Raw genomic sequence first — 15,413 nt, 5'->3', positions numbered from 1 at the left:
GATGGAAATATTTACTGTGGACAATAATTTTAAAGCTAAAGAAGAAGTATATATAGCTCTAGGTAATTTTGACGGAGTTCATATTGCACATAGAGTTCTTTTGGAAAAACTAGTTAAAGAAGCTAGAGCTAATAATTTTAAAAGTAGTATTTTAATTTTTAAAAATCATACTAAGAATATAGTTTTTAAACAAGAACAAAAACTATTGTCTTCAAATGAACAAAAATATAGATTCTTAGAAGAAATTGGGATAGACATTATTTATGAAAAAGAGTTTAATAATGAAATTATGACTATGGATCCTATTATTTTCATAGAGGATTTCCTGCTAAAAAATCTCAAGGTTAAAGGTGTTGTAATAGGATTTGATTATAAATTCGGATATAAAGCTAGAGGTAATATTGAGCTTTTGAAAAAACTTTCTTTAAAAAACCAATTTGATTTATTTGTCATTGATCCAGTTATTGAAGATGGTATGGTTGTTTCATCGACACTTATTAGATCCCTAATAAAAAAAGGTGATATAATACTTGCAAATAAATTGTTGGGATATAATTTTACTATACGCGGAACTGTAATAAACGGGAAAAAACTTGGTAAAAAAATGGGTTATCCAACTGCTAATATCAAACCAGATATTAATTATGAAATACCTAAATTTGGAGTCTATGATTCAACTGTTGAAGTGGATGGCAAGATTTATAGAGCCGCTACAAATATTGGAAAGAATCCAACTATTGAAAACAGCGGTTTAAGAATAGAAGCTCACCTATTAGATTTTCATAAGGAGATATATGGAAAACCTATAAAATTATCTTTATTGGAGTTTATTAGAGAGGAAATGAGTTTTGATAATATAGATGACTTATTTTCTCAGATAAAGGCAGATGTAGACTATATTAAATCGAAATTATAATTGTTTACTTTTAAATTTAATTATGTTAATATGTACTAGGTAATACCTCACATGTGTCTGTCGTTCCTCGGCGCTTACTCGTGTGAAGGCTTATTAGAAAATTTTGGAGGTTAAAAATGTTAAACAAAGATGAAAAAGGTCAAATTATTAATGACTACAAAGTTAATGAAAAGGATACAGGTTCTCCTGAAGTTCAAATTGCAATTTTAACAAAGAGAATAAATGACTTAAATGAACATTTAAAGGAGCACAAAAAAGATCATCACTCTAGAAGAGGTCTTTTAAAAATGGTTGGTAAGAGAAGAAACTTACTTAGATATTTAAAAAATAAAGATATTGAAAGATATCGTTCACTTATAGAAAAGTTAGGAATAAGAGGTTAACAAAAAGAGCGGAGGAGAACCGCTCTTTATTTTATAAAAGGAGGAAGTATGGAAAAAGTTTTCACTTTAGATTTAGCAGGAAAAACTTTAAAAGTTACAATCGGAAAAGTAGCTGAGCAAGCTAATGGAGAATGTATAGTTCAGTATGGTGATACAGTTGTTTTGGTAACTGCTACAGCATCTAAAAATCCAAGAGAAGGAATAGACTTTTTCCCTTTAAGTGTAGATTTTGAAGAAAAAATGTATGCGGTTGGGAAAATGCCGGGAGGTTTTATAAAAAGAGAGGGAAGGCCAAGCGAAAAATCTATTCTGTCTGCTAGATTAATAGATAGACCTATTAGACCTTTATTCCCTGAAGGCTATAGAAATGACGTACAAGTTGTTGCGACAGTATTGTCAGTGGATCAGGAATGTTTGCCGGAAATTGCAGCTATGATAGGATCTTCAATTGCATTATCTATTTCAGATATACCCTTTGATGGACCTACAGGTTCTGTTTTAGTAGGTTATGTAAATGGGGAATATATTATTAATCCCAATGAAGAAGAGAGAGAAAAATCTGATATATATTTAGTGTTATCGGGAACTGAAAGTGCAATTATGATGGTAGAAGCAAGTTCTAATATAGTAACTGAAGAACAAATGTTAAGTGCAATTTTAAAAGGGCATGAAGAAATTAAGAAAATTTGTAAATTTATTGATGATATTACTAAAGAAATCGGCAAGGAAAAGACAGAGTATGTGGTATTTAAGCCTGATGAAGAAATAGCTTCCAAGGTAAGAGATTTTGGCTCTAATTTAATTATTTCTGCTATAAATGAAGCTGATAAAATAGCTAGAATTGAAAAAGTTGATTTAGCAAAAGAACAAATAAGAGAACACTTTGAAGCTGAAATGGAAGAGTTTTCAAAAGATATAGAAGCTGTTATGGAAGAAATAGAGATAACAGAAGTTAGAAGAGAGATATTGGAAGAAGATATAAGACCAGATGGAAGGAAGTTAGATGAAATAAGACAACTTTCATCAGAAGTAGGACTTCTTCCAAGAACACATGGATCAGGACTTTTTACTAGAGGACAAACTCAAGTAATATCTGTAACTACTTTAGCTGGCCTTTCTGACGTGCAAATTATTGATGGTTTAGGCGATGACAAACCAAAAAGATATATTCATCACTATAATTTCCCACCTTTTTCTGTAGGGGACACTAGACCTATGAGAGGACCTGGTAGAAGAGAAGTAGGGCATGGTTCCTTGGCTGAAAAAGCATTAATTCCTGTTCTTCCATCAGAAGAAGAATTTCCTTATGCCATAAGAGTTGTTTCAGAAGTATTAAGCTCAAATGGATCTTCTTCACAAGCATCTGTATGTGGTTCCACATTATCTTTAATGGATGCGGGAGTTCCAATTAAAGCGCCAGTTGCTGGTATTGCTATGGGTCTAATTGAAAAAGACGGAATTACTAAAATTTTGACAGATATTCAGGGATTAGAAGATCATTTTGGGGATATGGACTTTAAAGTTGCGGGAACCAAAGATGGTATAACTGCAATTCAAATGGATATTAAAGTTGAAGGAATTAGTAAGGAAGTTTTAGAAGTAGCTTTGGAAAAAGCTAAAAATGCTAGATTAGAAATTTTAGAGCATTTAAATACTACTATCAGTGAACCTAGAGAAGAGCTATCACCTTATGCACCAAAGATTGATATAATAATTATTGATCCGGAAAAAATAGGAGAGGTAATAGGAGCTGGTGGTAAAGTTATAAATAAAATTATAGAGCAAACAGGCGTAAAGATAGATATTGAAGAAGACGGTAAAGTATCTGTTATTTCTGAAGATACAGAAAAGTCAAAAGAGGCTATTGATATGATAGAATCAATAGTTAAAGACGTTGAAGTAGGAGATGTCTACGAAGGTAAAGTTAAAAAGATTATGAAGTTTGGCGCTTTTGTAGAATTGAAAAAGGGAGTTGAAGGATTACTTCACATTTCTCAAGTTCAGCATGAAAGAACAAACAAAGTCGAAGATGTGTTAAATATGGGCGACTCTGTGAAGGTGAAAGTAATTGACATTGACGAAAATGGCAAATACTCACTATCTAGAAAAGCTCTATTACCAAAAGAAGAAAATAACAACACCAAAGATAAAGACAACAACGAAAAGAAAGATAATCAAAACTAAGGAAATTAATTATAATCGGGACACTATTTTATGAATGTTTTCATATTATTAAATATAATAGTTTATCCCGATTTTTTTAAGGAGTAATTATGAAGATTAAAATAGTAAATAAAAGTAAAAATGATATTCCTAATTATCAGACCGAAGGTTCTTCGGGTATGGACTTGCAGGCTAATCTTGAAAATAAAATTGTTTTAAAAAGTTTAGAAAGGAAATTAATTCCAACAGGAATATTTATTGAATTACCTGTGGGATATGAAGCACAAATTAGAGCGCGCTCAGGTTTATCATTAAAAAAAGGATTAACACTTGCAAATGGAATTGGTACCATTGATTCAGATTATAGAGGAGAAATTAAAGTCATAGTGGTTAATTTAGGTAAAGAAGATATAGAGATAAATCATGGAGATAGAATAGCTCAAATGGTAATTATAAAGTATGAAAGAGCTGACATTGAAGTAGTTGAAGAACTAACTGTTACAACAAGACAAGATGGTGGATTTGGTCACACTGGTGTATAATATATATACTTTCTTTATGTTATAATTATTAAGAGGTGTTTATTTGAGTACGAAAAATAAAAAAAGAAATATTAACAACAAAACAAAGAAAAAAAATAAAACAAACCTACCTAATAAAGAATTAGTAAGTATATTTTCAATTATTTTTGGAGTTATTTCATTAATAAGTATTTTTAGTAATAAGATGGGAATAATGGGAACTGTCTTATATCGTTTTTATTCATTTCTAGGCGGAAGAGCTAATTTTATATTTCCTTTGGCAATTATATTTTGGGGAATTTTATTAAATCGAAAGTCTACGGATGATAATAAGAAATATTTCATATCAAGTTCAATTATAATATTAAGTATATTGGTTATTTTAGATAGTACTAAAGCATCTAATTTAACTTTAATAGACAGAATCAATTTAGCAATAGACTATTCCGCCATAGCTTCATCTGGCGGTGTTATTGGTGCCATAATAGGTTTTTTTCTTTACAAACTCTTTGGCTCAATAGGAACTTATATTCTTTTATCAATAGTTATAATTATAAATTTATTTATTATAACTGGAAAAAGTTTTGCATCTTTTAAACAATACTCTCTGGAAAGCATTGAAAAACTCAAAACAATGCATTTAGATTTTAAGACTAAAAAATCAGAAAAGAGATCAGATGAGAAAGAAAGTAATGTTGAAAATCAGAAGAATATAATTATACGAGAAAATAACATAGAAAGCTCTATTGAAGAATCTGATTTAAATTTAGATGAGTTATCCGAAGAAATTGTGGATACTTTTAACAATTCGGAAGTAGTGAAAAATGAAGAGGAAATTATTGAAGAAGTAAGTAAAATTGACTATACAGAGAATAAGGAATATGTATTTCCACCTGTTGAGTTACTAGATTCCTCTATTTCAAAATCAAAAGTTTCTAACCGTGAAATATTGGAGAACGGGAAAATAATTGAACAAACTATGGAGAATTTTGGTATTGATTCAAAAATAGTAGCTATTAATAAGGGACCGGTTATAACTTGTTACGAGTTAGAGCCTGCTCCAGGGGTTAAATTAAGTAAAATAGTATCATTAAATGATAATCTCTCTATGAGCTTAGCAAGTCCTGATATTCGCATTGAAGCTCCTATACCGGGAAAGTCTGCTGTAGGAATTGAAGTTCCTAATAAAAACAAGGAATCTGTTTCAATAAGGGAACTAATTGAAAGTAAGGAATTTAAAAATTTAAAATCTAATTTACCATTGGCTCTTGGAAAAGATGTATCAGGTTCAATAGTAATTTCCACTATAGATAAGATGCCACATCTTTTAATAGCAGGAGCTACAGGTTCCGGTAAATCTGTTTGTATTAATACTATTATTACAAATATAATTTACAAATCTTCTCCGAAAGATGTAAAATTAATGCTAATTGATCCTAAGGTTGTTGAGTTAAATGTCTATAATGGAATTCCACATTTATTAATACCGGTGGTTACCAATCCTCAAAAGGCAGCCTTTGCTTTAAACTGGGCTGTAGGGGAAATGGAGAATAGATATAAAATTTTTGCTGAAAATAGTGTTAGAGATATAGGTTCCTATAACAGAAAGATGGAAAGAAGCAACAAATTAGATAAAAAAATGCCTCAAATAGTAATTATAGTTGACGAACTGGCTGATTTGATGATGGTTGCTGCAAAAGATGTTGAAGATTATATTGCTAGGCTTGCACAAATGGCTAGAGCTGCAGGAATTCACCTGATTTTAGCAACTCAAAGACCATCAGTAGATGTAATTACAGGTACAATAAAAGCCAATATACCTTCAAGGATTGCATTTTCTGTTTCATCTGCAATTGACTCCAGAACTATTTTAGATTTTTCAGGAGCCGAGAAATTAATCGGGAAAGGGGATATGCTTTTCTATCCTAATTTTTATTCAAAACCTTTAAGAGTACAAGGTGCATTTATAAGTGATGAAGAAGTTGAAAATGTAGTTAATTTTGTAAAGGCAAATAATATAGTTGAAAATCATAGCAGTAAAAATATAGAAGAAAAAATTGAATTAAAAGCTAAAGAACCTACTGAGGATAGAGATCCTCTTTTTAAAGATGCTTTAGAATTTGTAGTAAATGATGAACAAGCATCAATTTCTTTTTTACAGAGGAAATTAAAAATTGGATATTCAAGAGCTGCAAGAATAGTAGACCAAATGGAAGAAGCTGGAATTTTAGGGCCTCATGAAGGATCCAAACCTAGGAAACTGCTTTTAACAAAAGATGAAGTAAGTCAATTTTTGGAGGAAGATAATGAATAGTGTTTTTTTTATTACCTTAGGTTGTTCTAAGAATGATGTTGATACTTCATTAATGGGAAGTGTTTTAGATAATAAAAAATATTACGTAGCTGACAATGTGTTAGAAGCTAATATTATAATAATAAATACTTGTGGTTTTATAGATGCAGCTAAAGAAGAGTCCATAGATACGATATTTAATACTTTAAAATATAAAGAGCATGGAAATTGTAAAAAAATTATTTTGGCAGGTTGTTTAGCACAGAGATATTCTAATGAATTGTTAGAAGAAATTCCAGAGGTTGATGGTATTATTGGCACAGGAAATATATCTGATTTAAATGAAATTATAGACAGTACACTTCTTGATAAAAAACCAATTAAAATCAAAAATTTAAATAGCGATTATTTAGAAGGCTATAGAAAGAAAAATATTTTAAGAACTGAATATGTAAAAATTTCAGAAGGTTGTAACAACAATTGTTCCTATTGTATAATTCCAAAATTAAGAGGGAAAAACAGGTCTCGAAAAATTGAAGATATATATAATGAGGTTCAATATCTAGTAGACAATGGGACAAGGGAAGTAATTTTAATTGCTCAAAATACTACTGATTATGGAATAGATAATTATGGAGAATATAAATTAAGGGATTTAATTTCTAAGTTATCTGAAATCAATAAACTAGAGTGGATAAGAGTTATGTATCTATATCCGGACAATTTCACAGATGAATTAATAGAAGAGTTTAAAACAAATGATAAATTACTAAAGTATGTAGATATACCTTTACAGCATGTTAGCGACAATGTTTTGACTAAAATGAATAGAAAGACAAATAAAAGCAATATTTATAGACTTATAAGGAAATTAAGATTAGAAATTCCAAATTTAATTATTAGAACTACTTTTATAGTTGGATTTCCTGGTGAAACAGAGGATGACTTTAATGAATTAATAGATTTTATAGAAGTTAATAAATTTGATAAGTTAGGTGCATTTACTTATTCACATGAAGAGGATACTAAAGCTTACTTTTTAGAAAATCAAATTTCTGAAGAAGTTAAAAAAAGCAGACTTGATAAATTAATGGCGGTACAACAATATATTTCAAATGATCTTTTAAGTGAGAAAATTGGTAAGACTTTTAAAGCTTTAATTGAAGAGAAAGAGGATAATAATTTATATATAGCTAGAACATATATGGATGCACCCGAAATAGATGGAATAGTGTATATTAATACTGATAAATTTTTGGATATAGGAGATTTTGTAACTGTAAAAATAAATGAATCTCTAGACTTTGATCTTATAGGAGAGTTAATATGAATTTACCAAATAAATTGACTTTAATTAGAATATTAATGGTACCCTTTTTTGTGATTTTAATGTATTTGGATTTTTCAAACTCCAGATTAGCTGCTACTTTAGTTTTTTCCATAGCTTCTTTTACGGATTTTCTAGATGGATATTTAGCTAGGAAAAATAATTTAGTTACTAATTTTGGAAAATTTGCAGATCCTTTAGCAGATAAAATTTTAGTTTGTGCTGCTTTAATTTTATTAACTGAAATTGGAAGCATTCCGGGATGGGCAGTAATTATTATTATAGCTAGAGAATTTGCTGTAACCGGGTTTAGAATTATTGCTGCTTCAGAAAATATAACTATAGCTGCTAGTAATCTTGGAAAGTTTAAAACTATTACTCAGCTTATATCAATGATAATTTTATTATCTGATATTAGTTCTATTTATATTCTAGGTATAATAATATTTTATATTTCAGTATTTTTCACTATTTTATCAGGAATTGACTATTTTGCAAAAAATATTCACGTGTTGGATTTAAAAAACTTATAGGAGATAGTTATGAATGCAGGTATTATAACAATAGGGACTGAACTTTTAATAGGAAGTGTCTTGGACACTAATTCAAAATATTTGTCTGAAAAATTATCTGAGATTGGTGTACATGTAAGTTATCAATTATCATTGAGGGATGACTTTATAGAATTGTCTACCCAGATTAAATATTTATTGGGTAAAGTTGATATTTTATTTCTATGTGGAGGATTAGGACCTACAGAAGATGATATTACAAAAGAAGCATTGGCTGAAGTAATTGATAAAAAACTTGTTTTAGATGAATATCAGTATAAGAAAATGTTAGACAGATTTTCTAAATTAAAGAAGATAATGTCTCCAAACAATAAAAAACAAGCTTATGTAATTGAAGGTTCGAAAGTTCTAGATAATAAATGGGGTACTGCACCAGGAGAAGTTATTGAGTATAATGACAAAAAAATATTTTTGTTTCCGGGGCCGCCTAAAGAATTTGAACCAATGATTAATTATTATTTAAAAAGTAATATAAAAGAAAACAACGGAATTGTTTTAAAATCTTTAAATATCACTGGTCTTGGTGAATCTACAATTGAAGAAATAATAAGAAATCTAAACCTTGAAAAAGAGCATATCTCTATAAATACTTTCGCCCATTTTTATGATACGGAAATTAAAATAATTGCAGAAGGATTAGATGAACATTCTTTAAATGTTGAGGTAAACAACATTGTAAGTAAATTATACTCAACTTTTGGAAATTTTTTATATTCAGAAGGTGAAGTTAAACCGAAAGAAGCTCTTGTTAGAAAACTAATTGAAAAGAATTTAACTATTGGATTTGCCGAATCTATTACCGGAGGATTGCTATCTTCAAAATTAACAAGCGTGAAAAATGCATCAAAAGTTTTAAAAAATTCGATTATATCTTATTCAAATGAATCTAAGGTACAGGTTTTAAAGGTATCAGAGGATACTTTAAACAATTTTGGGGCAGTAAGCTATGAAACTTCTATTGAAATGGCGGAAGGGCTTTATAATATGGGTCTATGTGATATAGCAGTATCTATTACTGGAGAGGCCGGACCAAATCCAAGTGAAAAAGAAATAGGAACTGTTTTTGTATGTTACTACTATAAAAATTATTTTGAGGTCAAGGAATATTTATTTAGCGGAAATAGAACTGAAATTCAAGAACGTGCGGCAGATGCAGTAATAACACATTTACTTTTAAATATAGATAAAGAAGGAGAATAATATGGATAATGAAAATAAGAAACAAGCTTTAGATTTAGCTATATCGCAGATAGAAAAACAATATGGCAAAGGTTCCATAATGAAATTGGGAGCAGATACTAAACTTGATATAGAAACTATTCCCACAGGTGCTTTGGCTTTAGACTTGGCTTTAGGAGTTGGTGGAATTCCGAAAGGAAGAATTATTGAAATCTATGGACCTGAATCATCTGGGAAAACCACATTGGCTCTTCACATACTTGCTCAGGCTCAAAAAGAAGGTGGAATTGGCGCCTTTATTGATGCTGAACATGCTTTAGATCCTGGTTATGCTAAAAACTTAGGTGTGGATATTGAAAATTTAGTAATTTCACAGCCTGATACTGGCGAACAAGCTTTAGAGATTACAGAATCTCTAGTGAGAAGCAATGCTGTTGATGTAGTCGTTGTGGATTCAGTAGCAGCATTAGTACCTCGTGCTGAAATTGAAGGAGAAATGGGAGATTCACATATTGGATTACAGGCAAGACTTATGTCACAAGCATTGCGAAAATTGACAGGAGCTATTAATAAGTCTAAAACATCTGTAATTTTTATAAATCAACTTAGAGAAAAAGTTGGAGTTATGTTCGGCAATCCGGAAGTTACTACTGGCGGTAGGGCATTGAAATTTTATGCATCTGTTCGTCTAGAAATTAGAAAAATAGAAAATCTAAAACAAGGCGAGGAAATTATTGGAAACAGGGTAAGAGTCAAGGTTGTTAAAAATAAGGTAGCTCCTCCTTTCAAACAAGCAGAATTTGACATTATGTATGGAAAGGGTATTTCAAAAGAGGGAAATCTTGTAGATATTGGAGCACAGACTAATATAATAAATAAATCTGGCTCTTGGTATAGTTATGAAGACCATAAACTAGGTCAGGGTAGAGAGAATGCAAAGACATATCTAATAGAAAATCCTGACATTGCTAGAGAAATTGAACTTAAAATTAGAAATCTATACAAAATAGATGATGAAGAGATAAATGAGGAACAAAAAGAAACAGAAGAATAAAGTTAAGGCTGTGATATATTGAAATTACTGTACTTTACTGATACGCATTTGCGCTCAACAAATCCCAAAAATAGAATAGATGATTTTTATGAAACTCTAAAATTGAAAATGAATGAAATTGTTGATATTAGTATGGAAGAAAATGTAGATTATATTCTACATGGCGGAGATATGTTTGATCGTCCGGATACTCCGATTTCTTTAATATCAGAATTTTCAAAAATTTTCAGCAAATTTAAAGCCCCAATTTACGTAATAAGTGGTAATCATGATATATTTGGTCATAATACGAAAACCTTAAATCGAACTATGTTGGGACTGCTTACAAGTTTAGGGATTTTTAATTTAGTAAATGATAAAAAAACGATCTTAAAGAAAGATGTATCTATCCAAATCACTGCAAATCCATATAGTTATGGAATTGATGATAAAAGTAACAGATATAAATATAAAGTGACAGAAAGAAATAATGATGTTGACTATATGATTCACATGACTCATGGCTTTTTAATAGATAAACCATTTCTAAAAAATGTTCCGCATACATTAATAAGCGAGATTTCTGACACGCTGGCAGATATTACTTTAGGAGGTCACTACCATTATGGATTTAAAACTTTGGAAATAGATGGTAAGTATTTCATTAATCCGGGAGCTATGGTTAGAATTTCTAATGGTTTAGTTGAATTTAAAAGAAAACCTAAAGTTGTAATTATAGAGTTACTTGAATCAATTAATGTTAAAGATATTTATTTAAAAAGTGCATTACCTGGTGATATGGTCTTAGATAGAAGTGAAATGGAAAGACATAAATTTAAACAGGATAAAATATATGAGTTTAAAGAGATTTTAGATTCAACATCTTCATTTAATAACTTAGATATCTATGAATTATTAAGTGAAATAGCAGTTAATGATTCCATAGAGGAAAAAGTAAAGAAGGAAGCTATTGAAAGGGTTCAAAATATGCAAATTAAGGGAGCGGAAATTTCATGATTTTTATTACAAAACTTGAATTGATAAATTTTCAATCTCATGAAAACAGTATATTTGAATTTGATCGTGGTTTAAACGTAATTTTAGGAAAATCTGACAGTGGAAAGACCGCCGTTTTAAGAGCTATTAAATGGGCTCTTTACAATGAACCTTTAGGCGATTATTTTATTAGAGAAGGAGAAAAGGAAGTATCTGTTACAATCTATTTTAACACAGGAGCAATTGTAAGACGGTATAGATCTTCTTCTAAAAATTCCTACTATCTAAAAAAACATAATGGTGAAGAATATAATTTTGAAGGTTTCGGAGTAGATGTTCCAAAAGAAATAAAAGATGAAATTGGAATGCGAAAAATCAATTTGGATAATAAAGAAACCAATATAATAAATATTGCAGAACAGCTGGAAGGTCCTTTCCTTTTAAATGAGAAGTCCTCAATTCGTGCCAGTGCAATAGGTAGATTAGTAGGAGTAAATTATGTTGATGATGCTCTAAGAGAAACAGTACGTGATAATAAAGCTATATTGTCAAATATAAAATCTTTAAACATACAGAAAGAGGAATTAATTAACAAAATAAAAGAGTTTGATTACATTGATGGATATGAAGAGAAGCTGGACAATTTAATCGATATTAAAGAAAACATTCAAAATAGACAAAATAAATTAAGTAAATTAAACTCTATTAAGAGTAAATTCTCACATAACTCTTCTGAAATAAAGAATACAAATAGTGAGCTTGATAAATATATATACATTGATAAATTTGAAGATATTTATACAAAAATTGAAAATAAATTAACTAAATACTTAAGATATAAAACTATTTATAATAAATTACTGAATAACAAAGAATATATACAGTCAAATAAAAGAACGTTAGAAAAACTAGCTTTTACTTCTGATATGGATATTATAAATTTAAAATTAAATGAGAATATTAAAAGTTACAAATTTTACTTTAATCTAAATGAAAATTTTAAAAAAATTAATTATGATATTGAGCTTAATTTAGAAATAAAGGAAAAGTATAAAAGTACTCAAAGATTAGACGATATTAAAAATTGTTTAGACGTTGATTTAGAAAACTATAACAAATTAACTAATTTACAAAATAAAATTTTTGAAAACAACAAAAGCCTAAATAAAGGGGAAATTTATATAAATAGATTTAAAGATTTAGATAAACTAAATACCCTATATAAAGACATTTCAAATAAAAATACTTTATTGAAAAAATATTTGAATTTGTATATTAACTATAAAAATGTGATGAAAAAAATAGATGAATTTGAAATAACTATTAGAGAAAACGAAGAAAGTTTAACTAATATGATAAATAAATATAATGACATTCTTTTAAATGTGGGATATTGTCCTTTGTGTCATAGCAAGATAAGTGAAAGTACTATAGATCATATTAAGGAGCATTATGGAGAATAATTATGGATTATGAAAAAAACTTAAATGTATTAAAAGATGAACTTGAAAAGGCTAAAAATTTAAAATATAAAGCTGAGGCAAGACTTGAGCAATTAAATCTTCAAAGAGATATGTTAATTAATGAAATTCAAGAAATGGGAATCGAGCCTGATAATTTAGAATTGCAAATTGAAAAATTAAAGAAAGAAATAGATAGTTTATTTGAAGAGGCAAATAAGCTTATGCCAAGAGATTAATATGAATATTGATTTATTAAGTAAAGAAATATCTAATTTACAAAGAAAAATTGACGTTGATAAAGGGAAAAAAGAAATTTTATCAAATCAGTTAAATGATATTATCTCCGAGTTGGATTCATTAATTGAATATGAAGAATTACTTTCTAAGGTGACAGTCTTGTTACAGAAAACTTCAAGCTTTGGTAGAATTCAAGCTAAAAAACAAATTGAAGAGCTAGTGACTAAATGTCTACAATTTATCTTTGAAACAGATATAGAGTTTGTAATTGAGATAACAGAGAGTAGAAATATACCCCAAGCTGAATTTTATGTAATTTCTAACTATGATGGTTATAGTGTTAAAACCAAACCCGAAATTTCAAGAGGTGGAGGAGTTGTAGATATAATATCCATTGCTCTTAGGTTGGCCTTTATTCAAATAAACAAACCTAGAGTAGAAGGTCCTATTTTATTTGATGAACCAGGCAAACACGTAAGCGATGATTATATTTTTAATTTAGGAGAATTTCTAAAACAATCTTCAGAGTTATTTAGAAGACAAATTATAATGGTCACACATAACAATCACCTATCTCAAATATCAGACTTATCCTATAATGTTGGAATTAAAAATGGTATTAGTTTTGTAGAGAAACATATGGAGACCGATTTATAACTTCAAATATACACTTCATAACCTTGACTTATTTTTTTAAAAGATATAAAATATTTTCATACGAATTTATAATTAAGCATATTAAATTTGGAACTTGAAAATTAAATAGGGAGGTGTATAAATGTTATCGAATATAATTGTCGTGTTTTTCTGTATAATAATTGGCGTAGCCAGTGGTTATGCCATTCGAAAATATATAGGTGAAGGTAAGCTTAAAAATGCTGAGGAATTAGCAAAAAAAATAATAACTGATGCAGAACACTCAGCTGAAAGTAAAAAGAAAGAATTGCTTTTAGAAGCTAAAGACGAAATTCTTAAGATGAGAATTGAAAATGACAATGATATTAAGACAAGGCGAGATGAAGTTCAACAATTGGAAAAAAGAGTTCTTTCTAGAGAAGAAAGTATTGAAAGGAAATCAGTTCAATTAGAGAAAAAAGAAGATACTCTAAACACTAAGCTTGAAGAAGTGAAAGCTAAAAGTGAAAAAGCTGATTTATTAGTAGAACAAAGAGAAAGTGAGCTTCAAAAAGTAGCCGGTCTTACTGCAGACGAAGGTAAAAAGATTCTTTTATCTGAATTGGAAAATGAAATTATTCAAGAATCCGCACTTATAATTAAGGAAAATGAAGCAAGAATAAAAGATGAAAGTAATAAATATGCAAAAAATATAATTTCTCAAGCAATTCAAAGATGCGCCGCAGATCAAGTTGCTGAAAGTACTGTTTCTGTAGTTAGTCTTCCCAATGATGAAATGAAGGGCAGAATAATTGGTAGAGAGGGCAGAAATATTAGAGCTATTGAATCCCTTACCGGAGTTGACTTAATAATTGATGATACTCCTGAAGCAGTAGTTTTATCGTGTTTTGATCCAGTTAGAAGAGAAGTGGCAAGAATTGCTTTGGAAAAATTAGTTTCAGATGGCAGAATTCATCCTACTAGAATTGAAGAAATGGTTGAAAAAGCTCAAAATGAAGTAGATGTTGCTATTAAAGAATCTGGTGAACAAGCAGCTTATGATGCAGGAGTTCATGGATTACATCCTGAACTTATAAAATATTTAGGAAGACTTAAGTTTAGAACCAGTTATGGTCAAAACGTTCTTAAACATTCTGTTGAAGTTTCTAATATTGCGGGAATACTTGCAAGTGAAATTGGAGCTGATGTTAAATTAGCTAAGAGAGGTGGCTTACTACATGATATTGGTAAGAGTATTGACCATGAAGTAGAAGAGCCTCACGTTGACTTAGGAGTTGAACTTGCAAGAAAATATAAGGAATCTGAACTAGTAGTAAACTGTATTGAATCACATCATGGAGATGTTGAAGCTAAATCTGTTGAGGCGGTTTTAGTTCAAGCTGCTGACACAATTAGTGCTGCTAGACCGGGGGCTAGAAGAGAAACCGTTGAATCTTATATAAAGAGATTGGAAAAACTAGAAGAAATAGCAAACTCTTTTGAAGGAATTGAAAAATCTTATTCTGTACAGGCAGGTAGAGAAATTAGAATTATTGTTAAACCTGAAAAAATTTCAGAAGCTGAAATTGCTTTAACGGCTAGAAATATTGTTAAAAAGATTGAAGCTGAATTAGATTTCCCTGGACAGATTAAAGTAAATGTAATTAGAGAAACTAGGGCTATAGATTACGCTAAATAATAACCTGCATAAGCAG

General features: G+C 29.5%; 14 protein-coding genes. All 14 read left to right on the top strand.

Annotation, left to right across the window (positions count from 1 at the left end):
- Position 1 precedes the first annotated feature (1 nt).
- Positions 2 to 916 (top strand): bifunctional riboflavin kinase/FAD synthetase, encoded by a 915-nt coding sequence (locus tag EF514_RS08795; RefSeq protein ID WP_127725075.1) that lies wholly within the window; start codon positions 2 to 4, stop codon positions 914 to 916.
- Positions 917 to 1,032: 116 nt separating this feature from the next.
- Positions 1,033 to 1,299: a 30S ribosomal protein S15 gene (gene rpsO / locus EF514_RS08790; RefSeq protein WP_127725074.1), complete on the top strand. Its 267-nt coding sequence runs from the start codon at positions 1,033 to 1,035 to the stop codon at positions 1,297 to 1,299.
- Positions 1,300 to 1,347: 48 nt separating this feature from the next.
- Positions 1,348 to 3,483, top strand: a complete 2,136-nt coding sequence (locus tag EF514_RS08785) for a polyribonucleotide nucleotidyltransferase (protein ID WP_127725073.1) — start codon at positions 1,348 to 1,350, stop codon at positions 3,481 to 3,483.
- 89 nt (positions 3,484 to 3,572) lie between these two features.
- Positions 3,573 to 4,004 (top strand): dUTP diphosphatase, encoded by a 432-nt coding sequence (gene dut / locus EF514_RS08780; RefSeq protein WP_127725072.1) that lies wholly within the window; start codon positions 3,573 to 3,575, stop codon positions 4,002 to 4,004.
- Between the two features lie 43 nt (positions 4,005 to 4,047).
- On the top strand, positions 4,048 to 6,297 hold the full coding sequence (locus EF514_RS08775; protein ID WP_205666430.1) for an FtsK/SpoIIIE family DNA translocase: 2,250 nt from the start codon (positions 4,048 to 4,050) through the stop codon (positions 6,295 to 6,297).
- The gene (gene rimO, locus EF514_RS08770; RefSeq protein ID WP_127725071.1) at positions 6,290 to 7,606 is read left to right on the top strand and encodes a 30S ribosomal protein S12 methylthiotransferase RimO; all 1,317 of its coding nucleotides are present in this window, start codon (positions 6,290 to 6,292) and stop codon (positions 7,604 to 7,606) included. Before EF514_RS08775 ends, rimO begins: the two co-directional genes overlap by 8 nt.
- On the top strand, positions 7,603 to 8,136 hold the full coding sequence (gene pgsA, locus EF514_RS08765; protein WP_127725070.1) for a CDP-diacylglycerol--glycerol-3-phosphate 3-phosphatidyltransferase: 534 nt from the start codon (positions 7,603 to 7,605) through the stop codon (positions 8,134 to 8,136). The genes rimO and pgsA overlap by 4 nt, the downstream gene beginning before the upstream one ends.
- Before the next feature lie 9 nt (positions 8,137 to 8,145).
- A complete protein-coding gene (locus tag EF514_RS08760) occupies positions 8,146 to 9,375 on the top strand; it encodes a competence/damage-inducible protein A (RefSeq protein WP_127725069.1) in 1,230 nt (409 codons plus the stop codon).
- A gap of 1 nt (position 9,376) precedes the next feature.
- Positions 9,377 to 10,408 carry a recombinase RecA gene (recA, locus tag EF514_RS08755; protein WP_127725068.1) on the top strand — a complete coding sequence of 344 codons (1,032 nt, stop codon included), beginning with the start codon at positions 9,377 to 9,379 and terminating at the stop codon, positions 10,406 to 10,408.
- A gap of 18 nt (positions 10,409 to 10,426) precedes the next feature.
- A complete protein-coding gene (locus EF514_RS08750; RefSeq protein ID WP_127725067.1) occupies positions 10,427 to 11,404 on the top strand; it encodes a metallophosphoesterase family protein in 978 nt (325 codons plus the stop codon).
- Complete coding sequence (locus tag EF514_RS08745) at positions 11,401 to 12,846, top strand: AAA family ATPase (RefSeq protein WP_127725066.1); 1,446 nt, start codon at positions 11,401 to 11,403, stop codon at positions 12,844 to 12,846. The genes EF514_RS08750 and EF514_RS08745 overlap by 4 nt, the downstream gene beginning before the upstream one ends.
- Before the next feature lie 2 nt (positions 12,847 to 12,848).
- Entirely contained in the window at positions 12,849 to 13,082 is a 234-nt protein-coding gene (locus EF514_RS08740; RefSeq protein ID WP_127725065.1) for a hypothetical protein, read from the top strand.
- Between the two features lies 1 nt (position 13,083).
- Positions 13,084 to 13,740, top strand: coding sequence for an OLD family protein (locus EF514_RS08735; protein WP_127725064.1), 657 nt, complete (start codon positions 13,084 to 13,086; stop codon positions 13,738 to 13,740).
- Positions 13,741 to 13,861: 121 nt separating this feature from the next.
- A complete protein-coding gene (gene rny, locus EF514_RS08730) occupies positions 13,862 to 15,397 on the top strand; it encodes a ribonuclease Y (RefSeq protein ID WP_127725063.1) in 1,536 nt (511 codons plus the stop codon).
- The last annotated feature ends 16 nt before the right edge of the window (positions 15,398 to 15,413 follow it).

This window comes from Anaerosphaera multitolerans (assembly GCF_004006535.1).
Taxonomy (GTDB): Bacteria; Bacillota; Clostridia; order Tissierellales; family Peptoniphilaceae; genus Anaerosphaera; species Anaerosphaera multitolerans.
The sequence above is the reverse complement of the archived record's forward strand: the minus strand, read 5'-3'. Positions and strand labels throughout refer to the sequence as shown.